This window comes from Prochlorococcus sp. MIT 1223 (genome assembly GCF_034092465.1).
Taxonomy (GTDB): domain Bacteria; phylum Cyanobacteriota; class Cyanobacteriia; order PCC-6307; family Cyanobiaceae; genus AG-402-N21.
The window spans coordinates 608,758-628,625 of the sequence record NZ_CP139303.1; the positions used below are offsets into that span (position 1 = coordinate 608,758).

General features: G+C 37.1%; 22 protein-coding genes and 1 pseudogene. 11 read left to right on the top strand and 12 right to left on the bottom strand.

Annotated features, from left to right (window positions below; all coding sequences use genetic code 11):
- Nucleotides 1–14 precede the first annotated feature (14 nt).
- Complete coding sequence (locus SOI85_RS03340) at nucleotides 15–1,340, bottom strand: sodium-dependent transporter (RefSeq protein ID WP_320664815.1); 1,326 nt, start codon at nucleotides 1,338–1,340, stop codon at nucleotides 15–17.
- A gap of 82 nt (nucleotides 1,341–1,422) precedes the next feature.
- Here SOI85_RS03340 and SOI85_RS03345 point away from each other — a divergent pair, with 82 nt between their 5' ends.
- Both SOI85_RS03345 and SOI85_RS03350 read left to right on the top strand, forming a co-directional pair.
- Complete coding sequence (locus tag SOI85_RS03345; protein ID WP_320664816.1) at nucleotides 1,423–2,649, top strand: 1-deoxy-D-xylulose-5-phosphate reductoisomerase; 1,227 nt, start codon at nucleotides 1,423–1,425, stop codon at nucleotides 2,647–2,649.
- A gap of 18 nt (nucleotides 2,650–2,667) precedes the next feature.
- The gene (locus SOI85_RS03350) at nucleotides 2,668–3,018 is read left to right on the top strand and encodes a (2Fe-2S) ferredoxin domain-containing protein (protein WP_320664817.1); all 351 of its coding nucleotides are present in this window, start codon (nucleotides 2,668–2,670) and stop codon (nucleotides 3,016–3,018) included.
- Here SOI85_RS03350 and SOI85_RS03355 read toward each other — a convergent pair.
- From SOI85_RS03355 to SOI85_RS03370, 4 genes are read right to left on the bottom strand one after another with little or no spacing between them, the layout of a single operon-like run.
- Entirely contained in the window at nucleotides 3,015–4,118 is a 1,104-nt protein-coding gene (locus SOI85_RS03355) for an alpha/beta fold hydrolase (RefSeq protein WP_320664818.1), read from the bottom strand. The two genes, SOI85_RS03350 and SOI85_RS03355, sit on opposite strands and share 4 nt — an antisense overlap.
- Complete coding sequence (locus SOI85_RS03360; RefSeq protein ID WP_320664819.1) at nucleotides 4,105–5,529, bottom strand: NAD(P)(+) transhydrogenase (Re/Si-specific) subunit beta; 1,425 nt, start codon at nucleotides 5,527–5,529, stop codon at nucleotides 4,105–4,107. Before SOI85_RS03360 ends, SOI85_RS03355 begins: the two co-directional genes overlap by 14 nt.
- Nucleotides 5,530–5,540: 11 nt before the next feature.
- Nucleotides 5,541–5,846: an NAD(P) transhydrogenase subunit alpha gene (locus SOI85_RS03365; protein WP_320664820.1), complete on the bottom strand. Its 306-nt coding sequence runs from the start codon at nucleotides 5,844–5,846 to the stop codon at nucleotides 5,541–5,543.
- Nucleotides 5,846–6,988: an NAD(P) transhydrogenase subunit alpha gene (locus tag SOI85_RS03370; protein WP_320664821.1), complete on the bottom strand. Its 1,143-nt coding sequence runs from the start codon at nucleotides 6,986–6,988 to the stop codon at nucleotides 5,846–5,848. Before SOI85_RS03370 ends, SOI85_RS03365 begins: the two co-directional genes overlap by 1 nt.
- A 137-nt stretch (nucleotides 6,989–7,125) precedes the next feature.
- Here SOI85_RS03370 and SOI85_RS03375 point away from each other — a divergent pair, with 137 nt between their 5' ends.
- The 3 genes from SOI85_RS03375 to trxB all read left to right on the top strand — a co-directional run bounded on the left by SOI85_RS03375 (nucleotide 7,126) and on the right by trxB (nucleotide 9,660).
- Nucleotides 7,126–7,704: an EF-1 guanine nucleotide exchange domain-containing protein gene (locus SOI85_RS03375; RefSeq protein WP_320664822.1), complete on the top strand. Its 579-nt coding sequence runs from the start codon at nucleotides 7,126–7,128 to the stop codon at nucleotides 7,702–7,704.
- A gap of 220 nt (nucleotides 7,705–7,924) precedes the next feature.
- Nucleotides 7,925–8,170 (top strand): hypothetical protein, encoded by a 246-nt coding sequence (locus SOI85_RS03380; RefSeq protein WP_320664823.1) that lies wholly within the window; start codon nucleotides 7,925–7,927, stop codon nucleotides 8,168–8,170.
- Between the two features lie 98 nt (nucleotides 8,171–8,268).
- Nucleotides 8,269–9,660, top strand: coding sequence for a thioredoxin-disulfide reductase (gene trxB, locus SOI85_RS03385; protein ID WP_320664824.1), 1,392 nt, complete (start codon nucleotides 8,269–8,271; stop codon nucleotides 9,658–9,660).
- Between the two features lie 3 nt (nucleotides 9,661–9,663).
- Here trxB and infA read toward each other — a convergent pair whose 3' ends face one another.
- The 4 genes and pseudogenes from infA to petM all read right to left on the bottom strand — a co-directional run bounded on the left by infA (nucleotide 9,664) and on the right by petM (nucleotide 11,402).
- Entirely contained in the window at nucleotides 9,664–9,933 is a 270-nt protein-coding gene (gene infA / locus SOI85_RS03390) for a translation initiation factor IF-1 (RefSeq protein ID WP_320664825.1), read from the bottom strand.
- Between the two features lie 74 nt (nucleotides 9,934–10,007).
- Entirely contained in the window at nucleotides 10,008–10,223 is a 216-nt protein-coding gene (locus tag SOI85_RS03395; RefSeq protein ID WP_320664826.1) for a hypothetical protein, read from the bottom strand.
- Between the two features lie 62 nt (nucleotides 10,224–10,285).
- Nucleotides 10,286–11,247: pseudogene (locus SOI85_RS03400) on the bottom strand (NAD(P)H-binding protein).
- A 56-nt stretch (nucleotides 11,248–11,303) separates the two neighbouring features.
- A complete protein-coding gene (gene petM / locus SOI85_RS03405) occupies nucleotides 11,304–11,402 on the bottom strand; it encodes a cytochrome b6-f complex subunit PetM (RefSeq protein ID WP_320664827.1) in 99 nt (32 codons plus the stop codon).
- Between the two features lie 142 nt (nucleotides 11,403–11,544).
- On the opposite strand from petM, the gene SOI85_RS03410 reads away from it, so the two are divergent.
- Together SOI85_RS03410 and ilvN are read left to right on the top strand one after the other, a co-directional pair.
- Nucleotides 11,545–12,525, top strand: coding sequence for an alpha/beta fold hydrolase (locus SOI85_RS03410; RefSeq protein WP_320664828.1), 981 nt, complete (start codon nucleotides 11,545–11,547; stop codon nucleotides 12,523–12,525).
- Nucleotides 12,526–12,538: 13 nt separating this feature from the next.
- On the top strand, nucleotides 12,539–13,069 hold the full coding sequence (gene ilvN / locus SOI85_RS03415) for an acetolactate synthase small subunit (RefSeq protein WP_320664829.1): 531 nt from the start codon (nucleotides 12,539–12,541) through the stop codon (nucleotides 13,067–13,069).
- Nucleotides 13,070–13,091: 22 nt separating this feature from the next.
- Here the strand turns inward: ilvN and SOI85_RS03420 are convergent, their stop codons facing one another.
- Both SOI85_RS03420 and SOI85_RS03425 read right to left on the bottom strand, forming a co-directional pair.
- Entirely contained in the window at nucleotides 13,092–13,715 is a 624-nt protein-coding gene (locus tag SOI85_RS03420; RefSeq protein ID WP_320664830.1) for a peptidylprolyl isomerase, read from the bottom strand.
- An 84-nt stretch (nucleotides 13,716–13,799) separates the two neighbouring features.
- Complete coding sequence (locus SOI85_RS03425) at nucleotides 13,800–14,372, bottom strand: photosystem I assembly protein Ycf4 (protein ID WP_320664831.1); 573 nt, start codon at nucleotides 14,370–14,372, stop codon at nucleotides 13,800–13,802.
- 173 nt (nucleotides 14,373–14,545) lie between these two features.
- Between SOI85_RS03425 and psbD the strand changes: the two genes are divergently transcribed.
- Complete coding sequence (gene psbD / locus SOI85_RS03430; RefSeq protein ID WP_320664832.1) at nucleotides 14,546–15,622, top strand: photosystem II D2 protein (photosystem q(a) protein); 1,077 nt, start codon at nucleotides 14,546–14,548, stop codon at nucleotides 15,620–15,622.
- Complete coding sequence (psbC, locus tag SOI85_RS03435) at nucleotides 15,606–16,988, top strand: photosystem II reaction center protein CP43 (protein ID WP_320664833.1); 1,383 nt, start codon at nucleotides 15,606–15,608, stop codon at nucleotides 16,986–16,988. Before psbD ends, psbC begins: the two co-directional genes overlap by 17 nt.
- A 52-nt stretch (nucleotides 16,989–17,040) precedes the next feature.
- Here psbC and SOI85_RS03440 read toward each other — a convergent pair whose 3' ends face one another.
- Nucleotides 17,041–17,682: a nucleoside triphosphate pyrophosphatase gene (locus tag SOI85_RS03440; RefSeq protein WP_320664834.1), complete on the bottom strand. Its 642-nt coding sequence runs from the start codon at nucleotides 17,680–17,682 to the stop codon at nucleotides 17,041–17,043.
- An 85-nt stretch (nucleotides 17,683–17,767) separates the two neighbouring features.
- Between SOI85_RS03440 and SOI85_RS03445 the strand changes: the two genes are divergently transcribed.
- Entirely contained in the window at nucleotides 17,768–18,148 is a 381-nt protein-coding gene (locus SOI85_RS03445) for an Npun_F0494 family protein (protein WP_320664835.1), read from the top strand.
- Between the two features lie 23 nt (nucleotides 18,149–18,171).
- On the top strand, nucleotides 18,172–19,653 hold the full coding sequence (locus SOI85_RS03450) for a cobyric acid synthase (RefSeq protein WP_320665106.1): 1,482 nt from the start codon (nucleotides 18,172–18,174) through the stop codon (nucleotides 19,651–19,653).
- Nucleotides 19,654–19,868: the final 215 nt, after the last annotated feature.

Consider the following 19,868-nt stretch of genomic DNA (forward strand, 5'->3'; position numbering starts at 1 on the left):
ACATATTAAACTCATTAGATCCAGCTCTGAAAAAGGTCTGTAAGACTTATTACTAAACCAATTGCAATGACTGGAGGAGAAACCCAACGAAGCATAAATTTCAAATATTTACGCACCCTATAACTTGAATTAGCTAATGCTAAATCTTCATCATATTTTCTAGGTATTACCCAGCCAAGTAGAATTGAGATAAGAAATCCACCTAAGATTAGTAAAACATTGAAGATTGCATCCATATTTCCTAAAACATCTAAGGAAATCGCTGAAGGAATGCCAATAACAAAAACAATTAACGTTGAAACAATTACTGCCTTTCGCCTTTCCCAGTTAAGCTGATCCATAAGAGATGAGACTGGAACTTCTAAAAGAGAAATAGACGAAGTAATTGCTGCAATAAAAGCTAATCCAAAGAAAATTCCTGCTATTAATCTTCCAAAAATACCTAAATTTGCAAATCCCGTGGGCAACGCAATAAATAATGCTCCAACGGTAGATTCACTAATTACATCTGTAAGACCAAAACTTATTACTATCGGGAAAGTGATCATCCCAGCCAAAAGACCAACAGCAGTATCAAAAGAGACTATTCCCAAGGCTTCTTTTGGTAATTTATTATTTTTATCTAGATAAGAAGAATATGCAACCATAATTCCAATTCCAAGACTTAGAGAAAAGAAAGCCTGGGTAAAAGCATTGCGAATAGTGCCAGGTTCAAGAAGTTGTGAAGCATCCCATCTCAAAAGAAATGTGGAATAACCTTCCCAAGAACCTTTTAAGAAAGCCGCCCATATCGCAAGTAATAAAAGCAATCCAAATAACAATGGCATACATAACCGAGTTAGCCGCTCAATACCTCCTCTAACTCCCGCTGAAACAATAAAGGCAGTAAGCAATAAGCTAATGATTTGTCCGATAAAAACACTTTTACCAGTACTAATTCGATCAAAGAAGGCTCCTGCTTCAGAAATATCACTGGGCAATCCCACAAATAAAGAGTGAAAAAATGTATCAACTGTCCACCCCATAATGACAGCATAAAAAGAAAGGATTCCGCAAGAAGCAATTGCAAAAAGCCAGCCTAGTGGCTTCCAACTATCACCTGCGGCTTTGGAAGGTGCAAGAAAAGGACTAGCAGCAGTACTTCGACCTAGAACCATCTCTCCAACAAGTACAGGAACGCATACAAGTAAAACGATCAAGACATAAAGAAGCAAAAAGGCAAGTCCACCCCCTTGGGATGATCTATAAGCAAATCCCCAAAGATTACCTAGCCCAACAGCACTTCCAGCAGCTGCCATGACAAAACCAAAGCTAGATCGCCATTTTTCTCTTGATTGCATGTTTATCAACTCCAACTTTTTGAAGATATGTTTCTTGGGTTATACCTCCTAATGGGAGACTGGTCTTAATTGCCTTCACAATGTGAAAGCCATAAGCGTACTTGGGTCTACTGGCTCCATAGGGACTCAAACACTTGAAATTGCTGAAGAGTTTCCTGAAAAGTTCAATGTTGTAGCTCTTGCTGCAGGGAAAAACTTAGATCTCCTCACAAGACAAATCAAAACTCATTCTCCAGAAATTGTTGCTGTCGCAGACAGTTCTCTTATACCAGCTCTTAATGAACGAATAAATCACCTTCCAAAGGAAGGTTTTAAGAATGGCTTACCTAAATTGGTAGGAGGTCCAGATGGTTTAAATACCGCAGCATCATGGGACCATGCAGATATTGTCATTACTGGAATAGTTGGATGCGCTGGGCTTCTACCTACTCTTGCGGCAATTAAAGCAGGGAAAGATCTTGCCTTAGCCAACAAAGAAACACTCATTGCAGCTGGTCCTGTTGTTTTACCAGAATTAAAAAAAAGTGGAAGTCGATTACTTCCTGCAGACTCAGAGCATTCCGCAATTTTTCAATGTCTTCAAGGGACACCTTGGGCAGAAAATGCTCGTTTATCAACTGGAGTTCCCACTCCAGGACTTAGTAAAATTCTTCTAACTGCTTCAGGTGGTGCCTTTAGAGATTGGCCTCCAGAGAAATTAGAGCAAGCAACTGTTGAAGATGCCACATCTCATCCGAATTGGAGCATGGGCAGAAAAATTACAGTTGACTCAGCAACCTTAATGAACAAAGGACTTGAAGTAATAGAGGCTCATTATTTATTTGGACTTAATTACGAAAATATTGAGATTGTTATTCATCCGCAAAGCATCATTCATTCAATGATCGAATTAGAAGATACTTCTGTAATTGCACAACTAGGCTGGCCAGATATGAAACTCCCAATTTTATATTGCATGAGTTGGCCCCATAGGTTGTCCACTCCTTGGAAAAGGCTAAATCTAGCTGAAATAGGAAATTTAACTTTTAGGTCACCAGATACATCTAAATACCCATGTATGCAACTAGCATATGCCGCTGGCAAGGCTGGAGGAACAATGCCAGCAGTTCTTAATGCAGCAAATGAGGAAGCGGTAGCGCAATTTTTAGAAGAGAAGATTCATTTTCTGGGGATTCCCAAACTAATTGAAATGACGTGTGAGAAACATAAAAACGACTTAAGAAGCGATCCTTCACTAAATGATATTCTTTTAATTGATAAATGGGCTAGAAACGAAGTTAGATATCAGTCAAGAAAAGTATTAATTTAAAATAGACTAGTTTAAGAAATGAAAAATCAAATTGTTAGTCATCATCTATTACTATGCGCAACTCCAAGAAAATCTTCTTGTTGTGATAAATCAACAGGGGCATCAAGCTGGAAAAGACTAAAGTCAATACTTAAAGAATTGAATTTAGAGAACAGCAAACGTCCAGAAGGAATAGTTTTAAGATCAAAGGTAGATTGCCTAAGAGTATGTAAAAACGGTCCTATTCTTTTAATCTGGCCAGATGGAATATGGTATGGAAGAGTAAGTCCTAAAAGAATAGAGGCAATTATTTACAAACATATTTTAGAAGGCACTCCTATAAATGATTGGATAATAAACAAAACACCTATAAAGCAATCAAACACTTAAACAGAATTTTTTAAAAGCCATTTGTTTACCAAATAATCTCCCCAACATCCTTTCAAACCATGGAAACCATTATGACCACCTTTTTTAGTTAAGAGAATATCTATTTTCCTTTGTCCTAATTGTTTCACTCTCTCCATTAGTATCTGTGCTCCATAAACTGGAACCCATGGATCATCAAATGATTGAATAAAAAGAGATTTCGGAATCATCGTGTGGTTATCAAGTAAATATTTTAGTGGGGAGGCAAGTTTGTAATATTCTTCGACATTCTTAAAACCCCATCGCGGAGCTGTAATTGCAGAGTCAAAAGCGCGAATTGATGAAATTTTTTTTGTTTTATTTATATCAACTCCTAAAAGTAAACTTCTTTCTTCATCAGATATTCCAAAAGGGTCCGCAAGAGTTTGTCGAACAAGTCGCCATAAAAGCCATCTTTGATATACCGTATTTCTTCTTCTCTCAATTGATTCGCTACAAGCAGATAGATCTAATGGACTACTAATACATACCAGCCCATCAAGGCATGGAGAATTTGAATTAGCAGGATCCAAGCAAGTGTTTAGCAAAATGGTTCCTCCTAGTGAAAGGCCTACCCCATATAAAGGAAGAGATTTTCTACTTGGTAAATCTTCAGCAAGTGAATCACATATTTCCCTTGCGTGTGAAATAACTGGGAACAAATCACTGTTGCATTTAGCAGAGTAAGTTCCTGCCGCAAATTCCCTTCCAGGATCTGCTCCACGCAAATTCACTCGCAGTACAGCAAAGCCTGAATCAAGAAAAGAAGATGCCATTCGCCTTAATCCCTGCCTTCGACTAGACCCACCAAGGCCATGGAGTATTAGAACAAGACCTAGAATCTTCTTAGAAGAAATTGGTTCATCTAATAAACAAAGCAAATTCCCTGCTCCACATTTTCGAGAATGGTTTTCAGGAATAGGAACTAATATTTGCTTGCCTTTTTCTTGCTCTAATTCTTCAGATATAAAAGTATCCCGAAGAGTTTGAAGATCTCCCCCAATCCAAGGAAATCGCTCCTCAAAGTGAGGAACCCCAAGTTGTTCTAGACAAATTCCAGTTTGCTCATTAACCCTTACCACCTAATCCAAGCTCCTTTAATTCAACTAACAAGTCACCCAAGACTTTCTTAGCATCTCCAAAAAGCATAGAAGTATTGGGAAGATCAAATAGATCATTTTTTATACCTGAATACCCCGCACTCATTCCTCTTTTAACTACAAATACAGTTCTAGCCTCTTGCACATCTAAAACAGGCATCCCGTAAAGAGGGGAGGTTGTATCGGTTTTTGCCTGTGGGTTAACGACATCATTAGCTCCAAGTATTAAGACCACATCTGTAGCAGGAAATTCAGGGTTAATTATTTCCATTTCTTTTAATTGATCGTATGGAACATCTGCCTCTGCAAGCAAAACATTCATATGTCCAGGCATTCTTCCAGCAACTGGATGAATTGCATAAGAAACATTTATTCCACTTGCCTCTAGAGCTCTTGAGACTTCTCTAAGCGTATGCTGAGCTTGGGCAACTGCAAGACCATAACCTGGAACAATTACTACTCTTTCGGCCGCCTCAAGAGTTAATGCGCATTCTTCAACACTGCAACTTGTAATATTTGTATATTCGGCTGGTTCATTGGCTAATGAACCAGCGCTTGCGCCAAGCACTCCTCCAAAAAGAACGGATACTAAAGATCTATTCATGCCTTTACACATAACTTGGGTAAGAATCAACCCAGCTGCTCCAACCATTGCTCCTGCAACAATCAATAATTGGCTACCAACTACAAAGCCTGCAGCGGCAGCGGCAATACCTGAGTAACTGTTTAGCAGAGAAATAACTACAGGCATATCTGCTCCCCCTATTGAGAGAGTTACTCCAATACCAAGCAATCCAGAACTAATAACAAGTAGCCAAAGTCCACTGAAATTATTTCCATTGGAAAGTATTTCAACAATGGATGTTAGAGAAAGTACTGCGAAAGCAATATTTACTGCATGTCTAACTTTGCTTTGTGTCCAATTTGGTGTTGAGAGCCAACCTTGCAGTTTGGCCATTGCAACAATTGAACCAGTAAACGTTATTGCTCCTACAAAAATAGAAATAATTATAGATATTGATTCGACCTTGGATTCTGATATTGGGAAAAGTGAAACTCCAACGGCAACAAGCAAGGAAGACATTCCTCCACAACCATTAAAAAGAGCAACAGTCTCTGGCATAGAAGTCATTGGGACTCTTTGCGCAGTAAAGATGCCCAGCAATCCGCCAACTAAAGATCCAATAATTATCCAATAACCTTCAATAATGGATATATCATTTGTACCTATAAAATCAATTAAAACGCCTATTAAAGCAAGAGTAAGGGCAAAAGCGGCAAGACGATTTGCATCTCTCGCAGAACGAACCTTGGAAAGACCTTTAATCCCTAAAGCGAGAAGAAGAACAGCTAAAAGCTCTATCGCTGGCTTTAAAATCAATGAGATATTCATAATGATTACCTTTATTTTCTAGATGTTTTGCGGCTAAACATTGCAAGCATTCTGTCAGTGACAAAAAAGCCCCCTACAACATTGAACAATGCAAAGCCAAGAGCTATTGAACCCATTATCAACAAAGGCAAATTGCTACCTGCTCTAATAATCAAAGTTAATGCAGCTAACATAGTTACACCTGAGATTGCATTAGCCCCACTCATTAAAGGGGTATGCAAAGTAGGTGGGACCTTTCCAATTAACTCCAAACCAAGGAGACTTCCAAGGATTAAGACCCAGAGAGCATCCGAAAAAGATAATTCATTGCCAGTCATTAATTTAATTCTCCTGTAGAAAGAAGTTCTGGACATTGAATAACTCCATCTTTACTAATAAGGGCTCCCTTAACTAATTCATCTTCAGTATTAAGGGTTAACTCACCATTTGTAATCAAAGGATTTAAAAGAGCTAACAAATTCCTTGCATATAAATAACTTGCATGATTGGGAACTGTACAGGGCAAATCTGAAGCTCCAATAAGCTTTACGCCTTTTCTTGAAATGGTTTCATTGCTTTTTGTCCCTGAACAATTTCCACCTTGATCTACAGCAATATCAACAACAACTGAGCCAGGACGCATCTGATCAAGTATTTCATCATCTATAAGACAAGGTGCCTTTTTACCTGGCACCTGAGCTGTACAAATAGCAACATCGGCTTCTGATAAATGATGAATTAATTGCTGCCTCTGAGCTAATAAAAATTCCTTTGACACTTCTCGCGCATAACCACCAGATTCGGAAGGCTTTTCCGAAATTTCTGGAGGTTCAATAAATCTGGCTCCCAATGATTCAACCTGTTCTTTAACCGCAGGACGAATATCACTTACATATACAACTGCACCAAGTCTTTTTGCAGTTGCTATTGCCTGCAATCCAGCTACTCCTGCTCCAAGTACAACAACTTTTGCAGGCTGAACAGTTCCAGCTGCGGTCATCAACATAGGGAAATATCTATCAAGTGCGCTAGCAGCAAGAATTACAGACTTGTATCCAGAAATATTTGCTTGAGAAGAAAGTGCATCTGAAGATTGAGCTCTACTAATTCTTGGAAGCAGCTCTAGAGACAATGCAGAAAGACCTTTTAATTGAAGAACACTTGCAAGAGTTTTGTTCCCATAAGGTTCTAAGAGACCTGTAATTAAAGTCCCAGGAGAAAGTTTCTTTAAAAGCTCGTCATTTGGTTTTTTAACACAAAGTAAAACGTTGGATTCAGCTAAAGCCTTGTCATCTCCAGGTTCAACCAATTTAGCTCCTGCATCTATGTATGCTTGATCTAAAAAACCTGCTGATAAACCTGCTCCTTTCTCAAAATAAAGCGAACAACCCATAGCTATAAACTTTTTTACAGTTTCAGGAGTTGCGGCAACACGAGTTTCTCTTGGACTCGATTCCAGAGGAATAAAAAATCTAGCCAAAACAATTAATTTTATCTATCACAATTTGAGGTTACAGGGTGAAAAGGTTTTAATCCTTAGATCTTTCGTCAAGAAAGGTTTTCCTAATAAAGATTTTTAGCTATGAATAATATACGTAATTTAAATCGATCAATAAAATGAGCCTCACCGCGATCGAATGTCCAGATGGCGTATGTCATAGCCATCACGGTGGGCATGCTGTTCCAAGAACAGCCATGCAAAAAAATCTACAGACTCATGGCAAAGAATGGTGTGAGAGACTCGCCGAAAGAATATATGAGATGTCAGTAGATACTTACTCTCAAACTGTAATGCCAAGCCTTCATGGTTCAGGGTGGCAAAGAAAGCATCTTGACTGGGAATTCAAGCTAGCGAATCATGATTCCGAACCAGACGAAGCTCTCGTAGAAGGAATAATTAATGCCACAGAAAGCTTTCTACGGAGTAGTGAAGTTCATAGATTATTCATTCAAGAATTAGTTCAAGGAACTTTTGCTGAAGCTACTAATGACAAATTGAGATCAGTTGCTGTAAGGAAACTAATAGATAATGAGCTTATTAAAATAATTGAAGAAAAGAAAGATGAAATACTTGATCGCCTTGCAGAAAATCTTCTAGATGATGCTAATGGTGAGTTTGATTTAGCTCGTAAAGCAGCCAATGATGGAATAGAAGAGGTTGAAAGACTCCTTGTTAATCACACAGAGGCCATTTGAAGTTTTAACTTCAATCAAACAATTTCAAAAACAAAAAACCTAGTTTTTTTTGTTGATTAAGCCTCAAATAACAAGCGTAGCAAAAGAAAATTAAATAGTTAAGAAAAAGTAAAACCTTAAGGAAACATTCTTTTTTGTTCATAAAGCGTATTTGTGCTCACAAACAAAGCTTTATTGGCGCATCAAATGTATAGGGTGGTAGCCCCGTTGGAGAAAAAAAATGGATGCTTTTTCTGAACGGCGAATAAGCATTGCCAGCTCATGGGCTTCTAACAGAATATCTGTATTAGATACTTTTGAAAGGTATGAAGATAGTTATGCCATTACTCAAGAATTCAGGGAATGGATCATTTGCCTACATCAACACCCAGAACAATTAGAAGCTTCTCTTCTAAAATTCCCACATTATTTAAAAACTTCTCAAATTGAAGAGCCAATTGATTCTGATGAAGTTTTAGAGATGTAAACAAAAACATATTCCAACTTAGAAAATATATATAAGTTCATAAGAAATTCGTAGTTCTAGTTTTTTTTTCTTATCGTTATAGTTTTCCGCCTTAATTTATGGGCGTTCCAAATAAATCTGAACCTCAATTTATTGAGAATATTGTAATCGTAGGCTCTGGGCCAGCAGGTTATACATCTGCAATTTATGCCGCCAGGGCAAATCTACAACCATTACTAATAACTGGGTTTCAAAAAGGTGGGATCCCTGGTGGGCAGCTCATGACTACAACATTTGTAGAGAATTTTCCAGGTTTCCCAGATGGAATAATGGGCCCTGACTTAATGGATTTATTAAAGGCGCAAGCTCTTAGATGGGGAACAAGGCTTTTAGAAGCAGATGCAGAAAATGTTGACTTGTGCCAACATCCTTTTAATTTATTAACTTCTGAGCAAATGATCAAAGCAAAGTCTTTGATCATTGCTACTGGAGCAAGTGCAAACAAGCTTGGACTAATTAAAGAAAAAGATTTTTGGAGCAAAGGAATTAGTGCATGCGCAATATGTGATGGAGCAACACCACAATTTAGAAATGAAAAACTAGCAGTCGTGGGAGGAGGAGACTCTGCTTGCGAAGAGGCAGTTTATCTAACTAAATATGGAAGTCATGTTCATCTTTTAGTTAGATCTAACAAGCTAAAAGCTAGTGGGGCAATGGCAGACAGAGTTCTGCTAAATAAAGAAATCTCAGTACATTTCGAAACCGAAATAATTGATATTGAAGGGAATGAATGGCTAGAGAATATAAAAATAAAAAAAAGAGGTCTCAAAACTCATGAAACAATTAAGGTAAAAGGTTTGTTTTATGCAATTGGACATACTCCCAATACTGAACTATTTAAAAAGCAACTCCAAACAGATGGACTAGGATACATACTTACAAAACCTGGAAGACCGGAAACTTCAATTGAAGGAGTTTTTGCAGCAGGAGACGTTGCAGATTCAGAATGGAGACAAGGCGTCACTGCAGCAGCCAGTGGCTGTAAAGCTGCTTTAGCTGCAGAAAGATGGCTTACCAAAAACAATCTTGCACAAGTAATTAAAAGAGATTCTCCTGAACCTGCTTCAGCAGAAAAAGATATACCTATCAAAACATCAAACGAACAAAACTTTAAATTCGATGGGCCATGGCAAAAAGGTAGTTATGCACTTAGAAAGCTATATCACGAAAGTAAAATACCTCTTTTAGTAATTTATTCATCTAAGAGTTGTGGCCCTTGTCACGTATTAAAACCTCAATTAAAAAGAGTTCTTAAAGAGCTAAAAGGAAAATTCCAAGCAATAGAAATTGATATAGAAGAAGACCAAGAAATAGCCAAGCAAGCTGGTGTCGTAGGGACTCCAACTATCCAATTATTTCTAAAAAAAGAGCTAAAAGAGCAATGGAAAGGGGTAAAACAAAGAAGTGAATTCAAAAAAGCAATTACTAAGTTATTTTCCTCTAAAATATAAGACTTATCTGCGTCTGCCACCTCCAGGTCTGTTTCCGCCAGGTCTACCTCCACCAGCTCCAGCATTTCGTTCTCTATAAGTTATTCGCCCCCTAGTTAAATCGTAAGGGCTAATCTCCACTAGAACTTTGTCGCCAGCCAAAAGCTTAATTCTAAATTTAGTAAGCTTTCCAGCTGCTCTGCATAAGCATTGGTGACCTTCAGGCTGCTCAAGTGTTACCAAATAAAATCCATTGCCCTGTTCTTTCTCAATAACACCTGAGGTCTCAATCATGTTTTTAAAGTGTCCTTATTGGTTGAATCTAATTGTATTAATTAAACGTCCTTACTTTAAATCTTAAATAAGCATTATTGAAAAACTGATTGAAGCTCTCTAACGGTCTGTAATTGCCCGTAATAGTAATTTGCAGTCGCTCTACGGTCAAAATCCTTTAATTCGTCAAATGCTTCAAAGCCAAAGTTTTTCCACAATTCATTTCCACATGCCTTATCTAACTCAGACGAAGCCTCCTTAGCAAGGTTCTCTAGTCTTCTATTCAGGTTTTTAATTTGAGAAATTGACAAAACCAAACAAGCGTTGCAAGTAAATAGTACATCTGAACCATTAAAAAGCAATGCTTATTTGTTTAGATAGGAAATTTCTTCTTTTCTTCTGCATCAAGGTCTGCGCCAATCTCCTTAAGTCTCTTTAAAATTACATCGTAATATTCTTCTATGTAGCTTTCCATTGTTGTGGCTTTAGATTGCTCAAGGCCAAAAGCAGAATAGGTTTCTTCCATTGCTGCATCTAAAGATATGCCACTGCCGCTAACTTCTGAAAAAGATAATCGTTCGGCTACGTTTAAGGTTGATTCAAAAAATGATATTAATGATTGAGCCGCAGAAATAATTACAGGAGAGACTCTCCAAACTCTTGCTTTTCTATCACAAGATTTCTCACATAATTCAACAAGCTCTTCTGCTTTCCAAGCCTTTGGCCCAACAACAGGAAAGCTTTTTCTAATTGTCTTTGGACGATTTAATGCAGCTACAGCAAATCTTGCCATGTCTTGAGTATTCATATAAGCAATCTCTCCAGGCTTTCCACTTATCCATACTGGCTGACTATCTAGTATAGGTATTGCAAATTGTCCAAGTACACCTTGCATGAAAGCGGCACCCTGAATAATTGTGTAATCCAAGTCCGAATTGACTAAAAGTCTCTCAGTGCAATATTTAATATCCATTAAAGGCACATTTCTATATTTCTCAGCAGCTAACAAAGATAAAAAACTACTCTTTTTATATTTAATTGATCACAACATCTATACAGATTAAGCTTTCCATCCCAGTCAACATCGTAAACACTTCGAGGATCATCTGGCCTGCTTGTAGCCGAATCGATAACGGCATCAACTCCATTAAGAGAATTTTTAATATCTGAACTGCTCAACAGGTCACCTGCCGTCAATTCGCATCCCCATTCCTGAAGAAAAGATGCACTTCTAGGTCTACGAACCATGCACCTAACTTTATGACCAGAGTCAATAGCAGTTTTAGCTATCTGCCGTCCAAGGGTGCCGGTCCCACCAAGAATGAGAACCTGCATAGGAGATTTCATTATTAGAAGAAAGCCTAAAGGGAAGAATTAAAAAACGTGAGAACTTAATCTCCTTGAAGTTTTAACAACAGAGCACCCCCTAAAAGGCCTACTGGAATAAGTACCCAGAATACTGCTGCGATGCCAAAAATCTCTGATGCCATTTTTTAATTTTAAATCATCAAACCATTAAAGCTCACTTTTAATCCTATATGGCTTAAAAGTCTAGGTAAAGCCAACAAAAATCAACCAAATACAACTATATTTGGATAAAGTTCAATTCGAAAAATATTAAATTCAGTCCTATTGAATAAATCAAATTCCATCAATTATAAATTTGTTATTGCAAACAGTGATACCAATTGGGGTGATCATCATAAATGGGACTGGAATGGTCTTTATTGCCATTGGAGAGTAATGGGTAATAAAGAAAATAAAGCGATAGTTCTAATTCATGGATTTGGAGCAAGTTCAGATCACTGGAGAAACAATGCAAGTATCTTTGTTGAGGCTGGCTTTTGTGTATATGCTCTTGATCTAATTGGATTTGGTTCTTCTGAACAACCCAAACCTGAAAAGATCAGGTCACTAGATAACAATATTTGGGCAAGGCAATTAGCTGCTTTTTTAAAAGAAGTGGTTAAAGCTAGCAATAATAATAAAGCCATTTTGATTGGCAATTCTCTTGGTGGACTTGTCGCTGTTACAACATTTGCATTATTTCCAGAGCTTGTATTAAAAGTAATAGCAAGTCCTTTGCCTGACCCAGAATTAGCCTCAAATAATATCTCTCAAATTCAACCAATCAAGATGAAGTTACTTAAGAGATTAAAAGAATCACTTGTGAAAATATTTTTCCATCTGTTGCCACTGGAAATAATAGTTCCTTTTATATCAAGAACAAAAATAATTATTTTTGCTCTTGGATTAGCATATTTTCGAAATATTTCATCCGACAAAGGACTTCAAAGACTTGTTACAACACCAGCAAAGAAAAAAACTGCCGCACAAGCATTAAGAGCAATGTGTATTGGTATGTCATTAAGACCACCAGAGATCACAGCACCTTATCTTCTACTAAGACTTTCGAAAATAGTCAAAAATCCAAGCATTTTGCTCATATGGGGAGATTGCGACAGATTAGTGCCCATTTCAATAGGTCAAAATCTGATAAAGAAGCATCCTTGGATTAAATTATTAGTAATAAAAGATTCAGGGCATTGCCCACATGATGAATCTCCAAATTATTTCAATCATTACGTATTGAATTGGCTGGAGATTAACTAAAAAGATACAAAGCATGAAACATACACTTTCTGTACTTTTAGAAGATGAATCGGGGGCACTAAGCAGAATTGCCGGTCTTTTTGCTAGAAGAGGTTTCAATATTGAAAGTCTTGCTGTTGGTCCAGCCGAGGCACCTGGAATTTCTCGGCTTACAATGGTTTTAGAGGGAGATAATGAGACTCTTCAGCAAATGTCCAAGCAATTGGATAAACTCGTAAATGTGCTCAATGTTCTTGATCTCTCTAGTTTGCCAGCTGTTGAAAGAGAGTTAATGCTATTAAAGGTTTCTGCCTCAGAAGAAAATAGAAGTAAAATCCTAGACCTAGTTCAAGTATTCAGAGCAAAAGTTGTAGATGTTTCCGATGAAGCTTTGGTACTTGAAGTAGTAGGAGACCCTGGAAAACTAGTGACAATTGAAAAAATAATGGCACCTTATGGGATTATAGAAATTGCTAGGACAGGGAGAGTCGCACTTAAAAGAGCTTCTGGAATAAATACCGAAATGTTAAAAACCAAACCATCAGATAATTTACTTCCTACTTAAAGACAAATAAGCTGCACAATAATTAATTATTTAGGTGGACTACTTTATATATTTGATCTCCTTCTTCTAATACATCAAGAACTTTCATACCTTTAATTATTTGCCCAAAAACAGCATATCTGCCATCAAGGACTTCCAATAATTTCAATGAGATAAAAAACTGTGAGCTTGCCGAATTAATATTTTCTGATCTTGCCATTGAGATTGAGCCTTTCTGATGTTTTAGCTTTATATTTGATATTTGATTTGCGTCAACTATTGATTTACCGTATCTAGGGCTTTCCTCATTTTCTAATTTAATTTCAATTGGAATAAATCTAACCTGACCATTAATAGGATTAATATAATTATCCTTCGCATAAGATATATTTTTATTATCAGAGCTTTTATAATTTAGCATACCACCTTTGATTACAAAAGGTATTGGTTCTTTTATTGCGCCATGAAAGGTGGTTTCATTATATAATCCTTTATTTACTAAATCCAAGAAATTCCCAACTGTTAGAGGAGCTGATCTTCCATCAAGTAAAAATGTAATTATGCCCTTATTTGTATATATTTCGACAATCTCTTCATTACCTATACATTTAAAAGGAACGGTTCTACATACTTCATAAGAAGTAATTTTATCATTACATCCAAGCAATAATAATAATGTACTTAAATATAATAAATTAAAAAATTTCAAAATAAAAGCAACCCTAATTAGGCTTAATCGAATTATTAAATCTTAAACTCCTTCTAGATTAACGCTTAAAAACTTAGCAATTCTTGCTCCTTCTTCTTCTAATTCTAAAAGTGGCTGGGGTGATCCAACTTTTGATATTGGCAAATCTTTCTTAGACTGAATTCTTAAACAAAGTCTTCTTCTTGAATTAAAACCTTCTCTAGCGTCTAATTTAACTGCTTTTATTTGATTTAATGGTATGTCTATATCTATTTTATTGAAAAAGCCTTGTCTAGTTATCTTTAAAAGTCCAGAATTTTTATCAAATGAATTTTGCCCAGAACCATAATCAATAGAAATCATTCTCCAAAGATATACCGACAAAGCAGAAGCAAGAATTCCATAAATCCCCATTACCAGTCCTTGAGGTACAAATATCAAAGTTGAGGGCTTACCTAGAGGTAAAAAATCTTTTCCCAAATAACTTGAAAAAGCTGCAAGCAAAAAACCTATTCCTCCTATTGTCACCATTGAACCAATTAAGTAATTGGACAATTTACGTGAACCCTTAATTTCTTGAACAAAAAGTGTTTCAGGAGTCCCTTTATTGGGGATTGGAGACAGATCAGCCGACATGACTTCTTACAACTGACATTAATTGTGTATTAAAAGTGGTCAGAAAGCACTTATTTCTGTCAGAAATACTAAATACCAATACAAGCAGTTTCATATAAGCGCAATATTTCCCCAAATATCCCTTTAACCTTGTTAAACTCGCCCCGTATCCCAAAGTTCAGCAACGTTCACTCATGACGATCGCTGTTGGAAGCGCACCAGAAAGAGGATGGTTTGACCTCCTCGACGACTGGATAAAGCGTGACCGATTCGTATTTATTGGATGGTCTGGTCTCCTGCTATTCCCTTGTGCCTTCTTGGCAATAGGCGGATGGTTTGTTGGCACAACCTTCGTTACCTCCTGGTACACCCATGGTGTTGCCAGCTCCTACTTAGAAGGCTGCAATTTCCTAACCGCAGCTGTTAGTACCCCTGGAGATGCCATGGGTCACAGTCTTCTTTTCCTTTGGGGGCCAGAAGCCCAAGGAAGCTTAGTTAGATGGTTCCAACTAGGTGGTCTATGGAATTTCGTGGCTCTTCACGGTGCATTTGGCCTTATAGGCTTCATGCTTCGTCAATTTGAAATTGCAAGGCTAGTTGGTATTCGTCCTTACAACGCACTCGCATTTTCTGCTGTTATTGCTGTTTATACAGCTTGCTTCCTTATATACCCATTAGGTCAGCACAGCTGGTTTTTTGCGCCATCATTTGGAGTTGCAGCTATTTTCCGCTTTGTCTTGTTTATTCAAGGCTTCCATAACATCACTTTGAATCCATTTCACATGATGGGAGTGGGCGGAATTCTTGGAGGAGCACTTCTTTGTGCAATTCATGGAGCGACGGTTCAAAACACTCTCTATGAAGATTCAAGTCAATACTCTGATGGGAAAAAGCAAAGCAGTACCTTTAGAGCCTTTGATCCAGTTCAAGAAGAGGAAACTTATTCCTTTATTACTGCAAACCGTTTCTGGAGCCAAATTTTTGGAATTGCTTTCTCCAATAAGCGTTTCCTTCATTTCATGATGCTTTTTGTACCTGTAACAGGTATGTGGGCAGCTTCAATTGGTATTGTTGGTCTTGCACTCAACTTGAGGGCATATGACTTTGTTAGTCAGGAAATCCGCGCTGCAGAAGACCCTGAATTCGAAACGTTTTACACCAAAAACATACTTTTAAACGAAGGTATGCGCGCATGGTTGTCTTCTATTGACCAACCACACGAAAACTTTGTATTCCCAGAGGAGGTACTCCCACGTGGAAACGCCCTTTAATAACCTTTTAAAGGCTCCAAATCAAAGTATTGATGAAACAGGGTATGCCTGGTATGTAGGTAATGCTCGTTTAATCAATCTTTCTGGACGCCTTCTAGGTGCTCACATTGCACATGCTGGCCTAATAGTTTTCTGGGCAGGGGCAATGATGCTTTTCGAGGTGAGTCATTTCACTTTCGACAAGCCAATGTGGGAGCAAGGTCTAATTTGTATGCCTCATGTAGCAATGTTTGGCTATGGCATAGGACCTGGTGGAGAAGTCACAGATATATTTCCTTTCTTTGCAGCTGGAGTTGTACACCTAATTGCCTCGGCAATATTAGGTTTTGGAGGAATATTCCATTCTCTTGCTGGTCCTGAGAAACTAGAAGAAGCTTTCCCATTCTTTTCTACTGACTGGAGAGATAAGAATCAGATGACCAATATTCTTGGTTTCCATCTGATTGTTCTTGGGGTAGGTTCTCTTCTCTGGTCTATTAACTGGATGTATTTGGGTGGCGCTTATGACACCTGGGCTCCAGGCGGAGGAGAAGTAAGACTAATAAATCCAACCCTTGATCCAAGAATAATTTTTGGATATCTATTCCAAACCCCTTGGGGTGGAGGTGGATGGATGGTTGGAGTCAATTCAATGGAAGATATTGTTGGTGGTCACATTTACGTTGGTGTCATCGAAGTAATTGGTGGATTATTCCATGTATTTACTAGTCCATTTGGATGGGCTAGAAGAGCATTCATCTGGAATGGTGAAGGCCTTCTAAGTTATGCTCTTGGCGGAATTTGTGTTGCTAGTTTTGTAGCTTCATGTTTCGTATGGTTTAACAACACTGCCTACCCATCTGAGTTTTATGGCCCAACTAATGCTGAAGCATCACAAGCCCAAAGCTTTACTTTCTTAGTTCGCGACCAAAGAATTGGAGCAAATGTTGGCACAACAATGGGACCAACAGGACTTGGTAAGTATCTAATGCGCTCACCTACTGGAGAAATTATCTTTGGTGGAGAAACAATGAGATTCTGGGATTTCAGAGGACCATGGCTTGAGCCATTAAGAGGACCCAACGGTTTAAGTCTTGACAAGATTCAGAATGATATTCAACCTTGGCAAGTTCGCCGAGCTGCTGAATATATGACTCATGCTCCTAATGCTTCTATCAACTCTGTTGGAGGAATTATTACTGAGCCTAATGCAGTTAATTTTGTAAATCTTCGTCAATGGCTTGCTGCCGCACAATTCTTCCTTGGATGGTTTACATTCATTGGACATTTATGGCATGCAGGTAGAGCAAGAGCTGCTGCTGCTGGTTTTGAGAAGGGAATCGACCGCAAAACCGAACCTGCTCTTTCAATGCCTGACTTGGATTAAAGATAGTCCTTTTTGGGATATAGAAAAAAGCCCTCATTATTTGAGGGCTTTTTCATTGGGTACAAACCTTTAATAATCCTATTTTCTTTAAATTATTCCTTAGCCAAGGCAAACTCAATCCAATTACATTGCTATAACAGCCATTTATTCTATTGATAAATAATCCTCCCATCCCTTCAAGATTGAAAGATCCTGCACATTTTATAGGTTCTCCGGAATTAATATATCTCCAAATTTCTTCAGAGCTAATTTCTCCAAATTCAATTTGAGTAGAAACAACCTCTCTAATACATCCATTAAAAAGGATATTTCCCTCATTTTGAGTACAGGCAGATGAATCAGTAAAGAGTAAACAATGACCAGTATGAAGATAACCAATAGAAGAAGACATTTTTTTTAATCTTTCAAATGCCTCTAATGAATTCTTAGGCTTTCCAAAAACTTCACCTCCTAGTTCAAATAAAGAATCACAACCCAGAATGACAGAGACATCCATTGATTCATTATCACCTTTTTCCTTATTTAATAACTTAGAAGATACAGATTTCGCTTTCTCTAGAGATAGTCTTTCAATTAAGCTCTTAACGCTATCTTCCTTAAAACTTTCTTCGTCAACATCACTTATCATAATCTGATAAGAGATACCAGCTTTATCAAGTAATATGCTTCTTGGTTTAGAAGCAGAGGCTAGCATTAGCACGTAAAAGAAAAATGGTTTAAATTGATATAAGATTGACACTTTAAAGTACCTGTAAGCAAATATATTTATAAAAAGGAAAATGCAGCAATCAATTAAAAATCAAATAAAGAGATCAGAAAGAGCTATAAAATGCCTTAATTTCAAGTCAAAGTTTTATAAAGACGCACAATTGTCAGGAATAAGTGCAGAAGAAGTATTTGAAATGAAGAGTGATTATTTATCAACATCATTATCTTCTTTAAGTTTTAAAAGGCCTGAGAAAATAGAATCAGATTTTATATGGTTAATCACAATAGGAATACTCAGGAGAGAAGTTGATGGTCAAGGGCTTACTTCTAAGGTTCGATTAACGCCTCTCGGACGAGAAATAATTGAAAACTTTCCACATTTAGCGGATCAAAAGGCATTGCTAATTGAAAGGATTACTGAATGTATTTTCCGGAAAATAAGGCTTAAGTAATTTTGAATCAATCAAACCCTTTAATGATTCTAGGCACATCCAGTGGGGCTGGAAAATCTCTTATGACAGCTGCAATATGCAGAGTATTGCTTCGAAGGGGGCAAGAGCCTGTTCCATTTAAAGGACAAAACATGAGTAATAACGCTTGGGTAGACAAGAACGGAGGAGAAATGGCCTATTCACAAGTAGTTCAAGCCTGGGCTTCAGGCATCGAACCACTTTCCTCAATGAATCCTGTTCTCTTAAAACCTAAAGGGAATGAAACAAGTGAAGTCATTCACCTTGGTAAAAGTGTAGGAATTGCAAAAGCTGAAAAATATTACGAAGATTGGTTTGATTTAGGATGGGCCGCAATTAAGAACGGGCTAAAACAGCTTAAGGATTTAAATAAAAATGCAAGATTCGTACTAGAAGGAGCTGGAAGTCCGGTAGAGGTTAACCTTCAACATAGAGACTTAACTAATCTACGTCTGGCTAAATTAATTAAGGCAGATTGCTTATTAGTCGCTGATATAGAGAGAGGAGGCGTATTTGCACAAATAATTGGTACCCTTTCACTACTTACGCCATCAGAACGTTCACTCATAAAGGGTATTATTATTAATCGCTTTAGGGGAAACCTATCTCTTTTCAATTCTGGAAAAAAATGGCTAGAGATTAATACAGGCATACCGGTTCTTGGAATCATGCCTTGGTTGAATGAGGTCTTTCCGCCAGAAGACTCTCTGGATTTACTCGAAAGAAAAAATAGTAAGCAATTTGCCGAAATTGAAATAGCAGTATTAAAACTTCCTTCTATTAGTAATTTCTCAGACTTAGATCCACTTGAAAGTGAGGAAAGCGTTAATTTGAAATGGTTAAATCTAAGTCAAGAAATAGGGGCCCCTGATGTATTAATTATTCCAGGAAGTAAGCAAACATTAAAAGATCTAGAACACATAAAGAAAAGTGGAATGGATAAAAAGATAAAAGAATTTACCGAAAGCAATGGGAGTATTTTTGGGATTTGCGGCGGCTTACAGATGCTTGGAAGAAGTCTTAAAGACCCTATGAAAATAGAAGGGCTAAATGAAGAAAGTCAAAGTGAAGTAGAGGGTCTTAATTTATTGCCTATTAAAACTGTATTTTCAAATAAAAAAAATTTATTACAACGAAAAATTAAAAGTTTATGGCCTGTCAAATCCGAAATAGAAGGATTTGAGATACATCATGGGAATAGTTCATTAATTAAAAATTCAGATATAGAATGTGGCAATATTTTTGAAGACAAAAAGATAGGTTGGTTCCTTAACAAGAAAGCAGGTGGTAGCATAGCTGGAACTTACATTCATGGGATTTTTGATAATGGAATTTGGCGTAGAGCATGGATAAATAGATTACGGAAAGATAAAGGTTTAAATGATTTAATTACCATAAAAGAAAACTATATTGTAAAGAGAGAACTAATTATAGATAGACTGGCTGATCAATTTGAAAAGCATATAAATACGGAAATTTTATTTTAAAGCTGTCTTTATTGCTTCAAAATAAAATATATAATCTATTAATTAAATTATAAGTTTATTATTATGTATATAGTTAATACTATAAGTGAATATTTCTATAATTTTGATATATTATTCCATTGATAAAAGAACAAACAAGGAAGGAGTGGATGATCCCAGAAGAAAGCATAATAACAGCATAAGAGTAGTTGATATTTTCAGTCATTTGACAACTA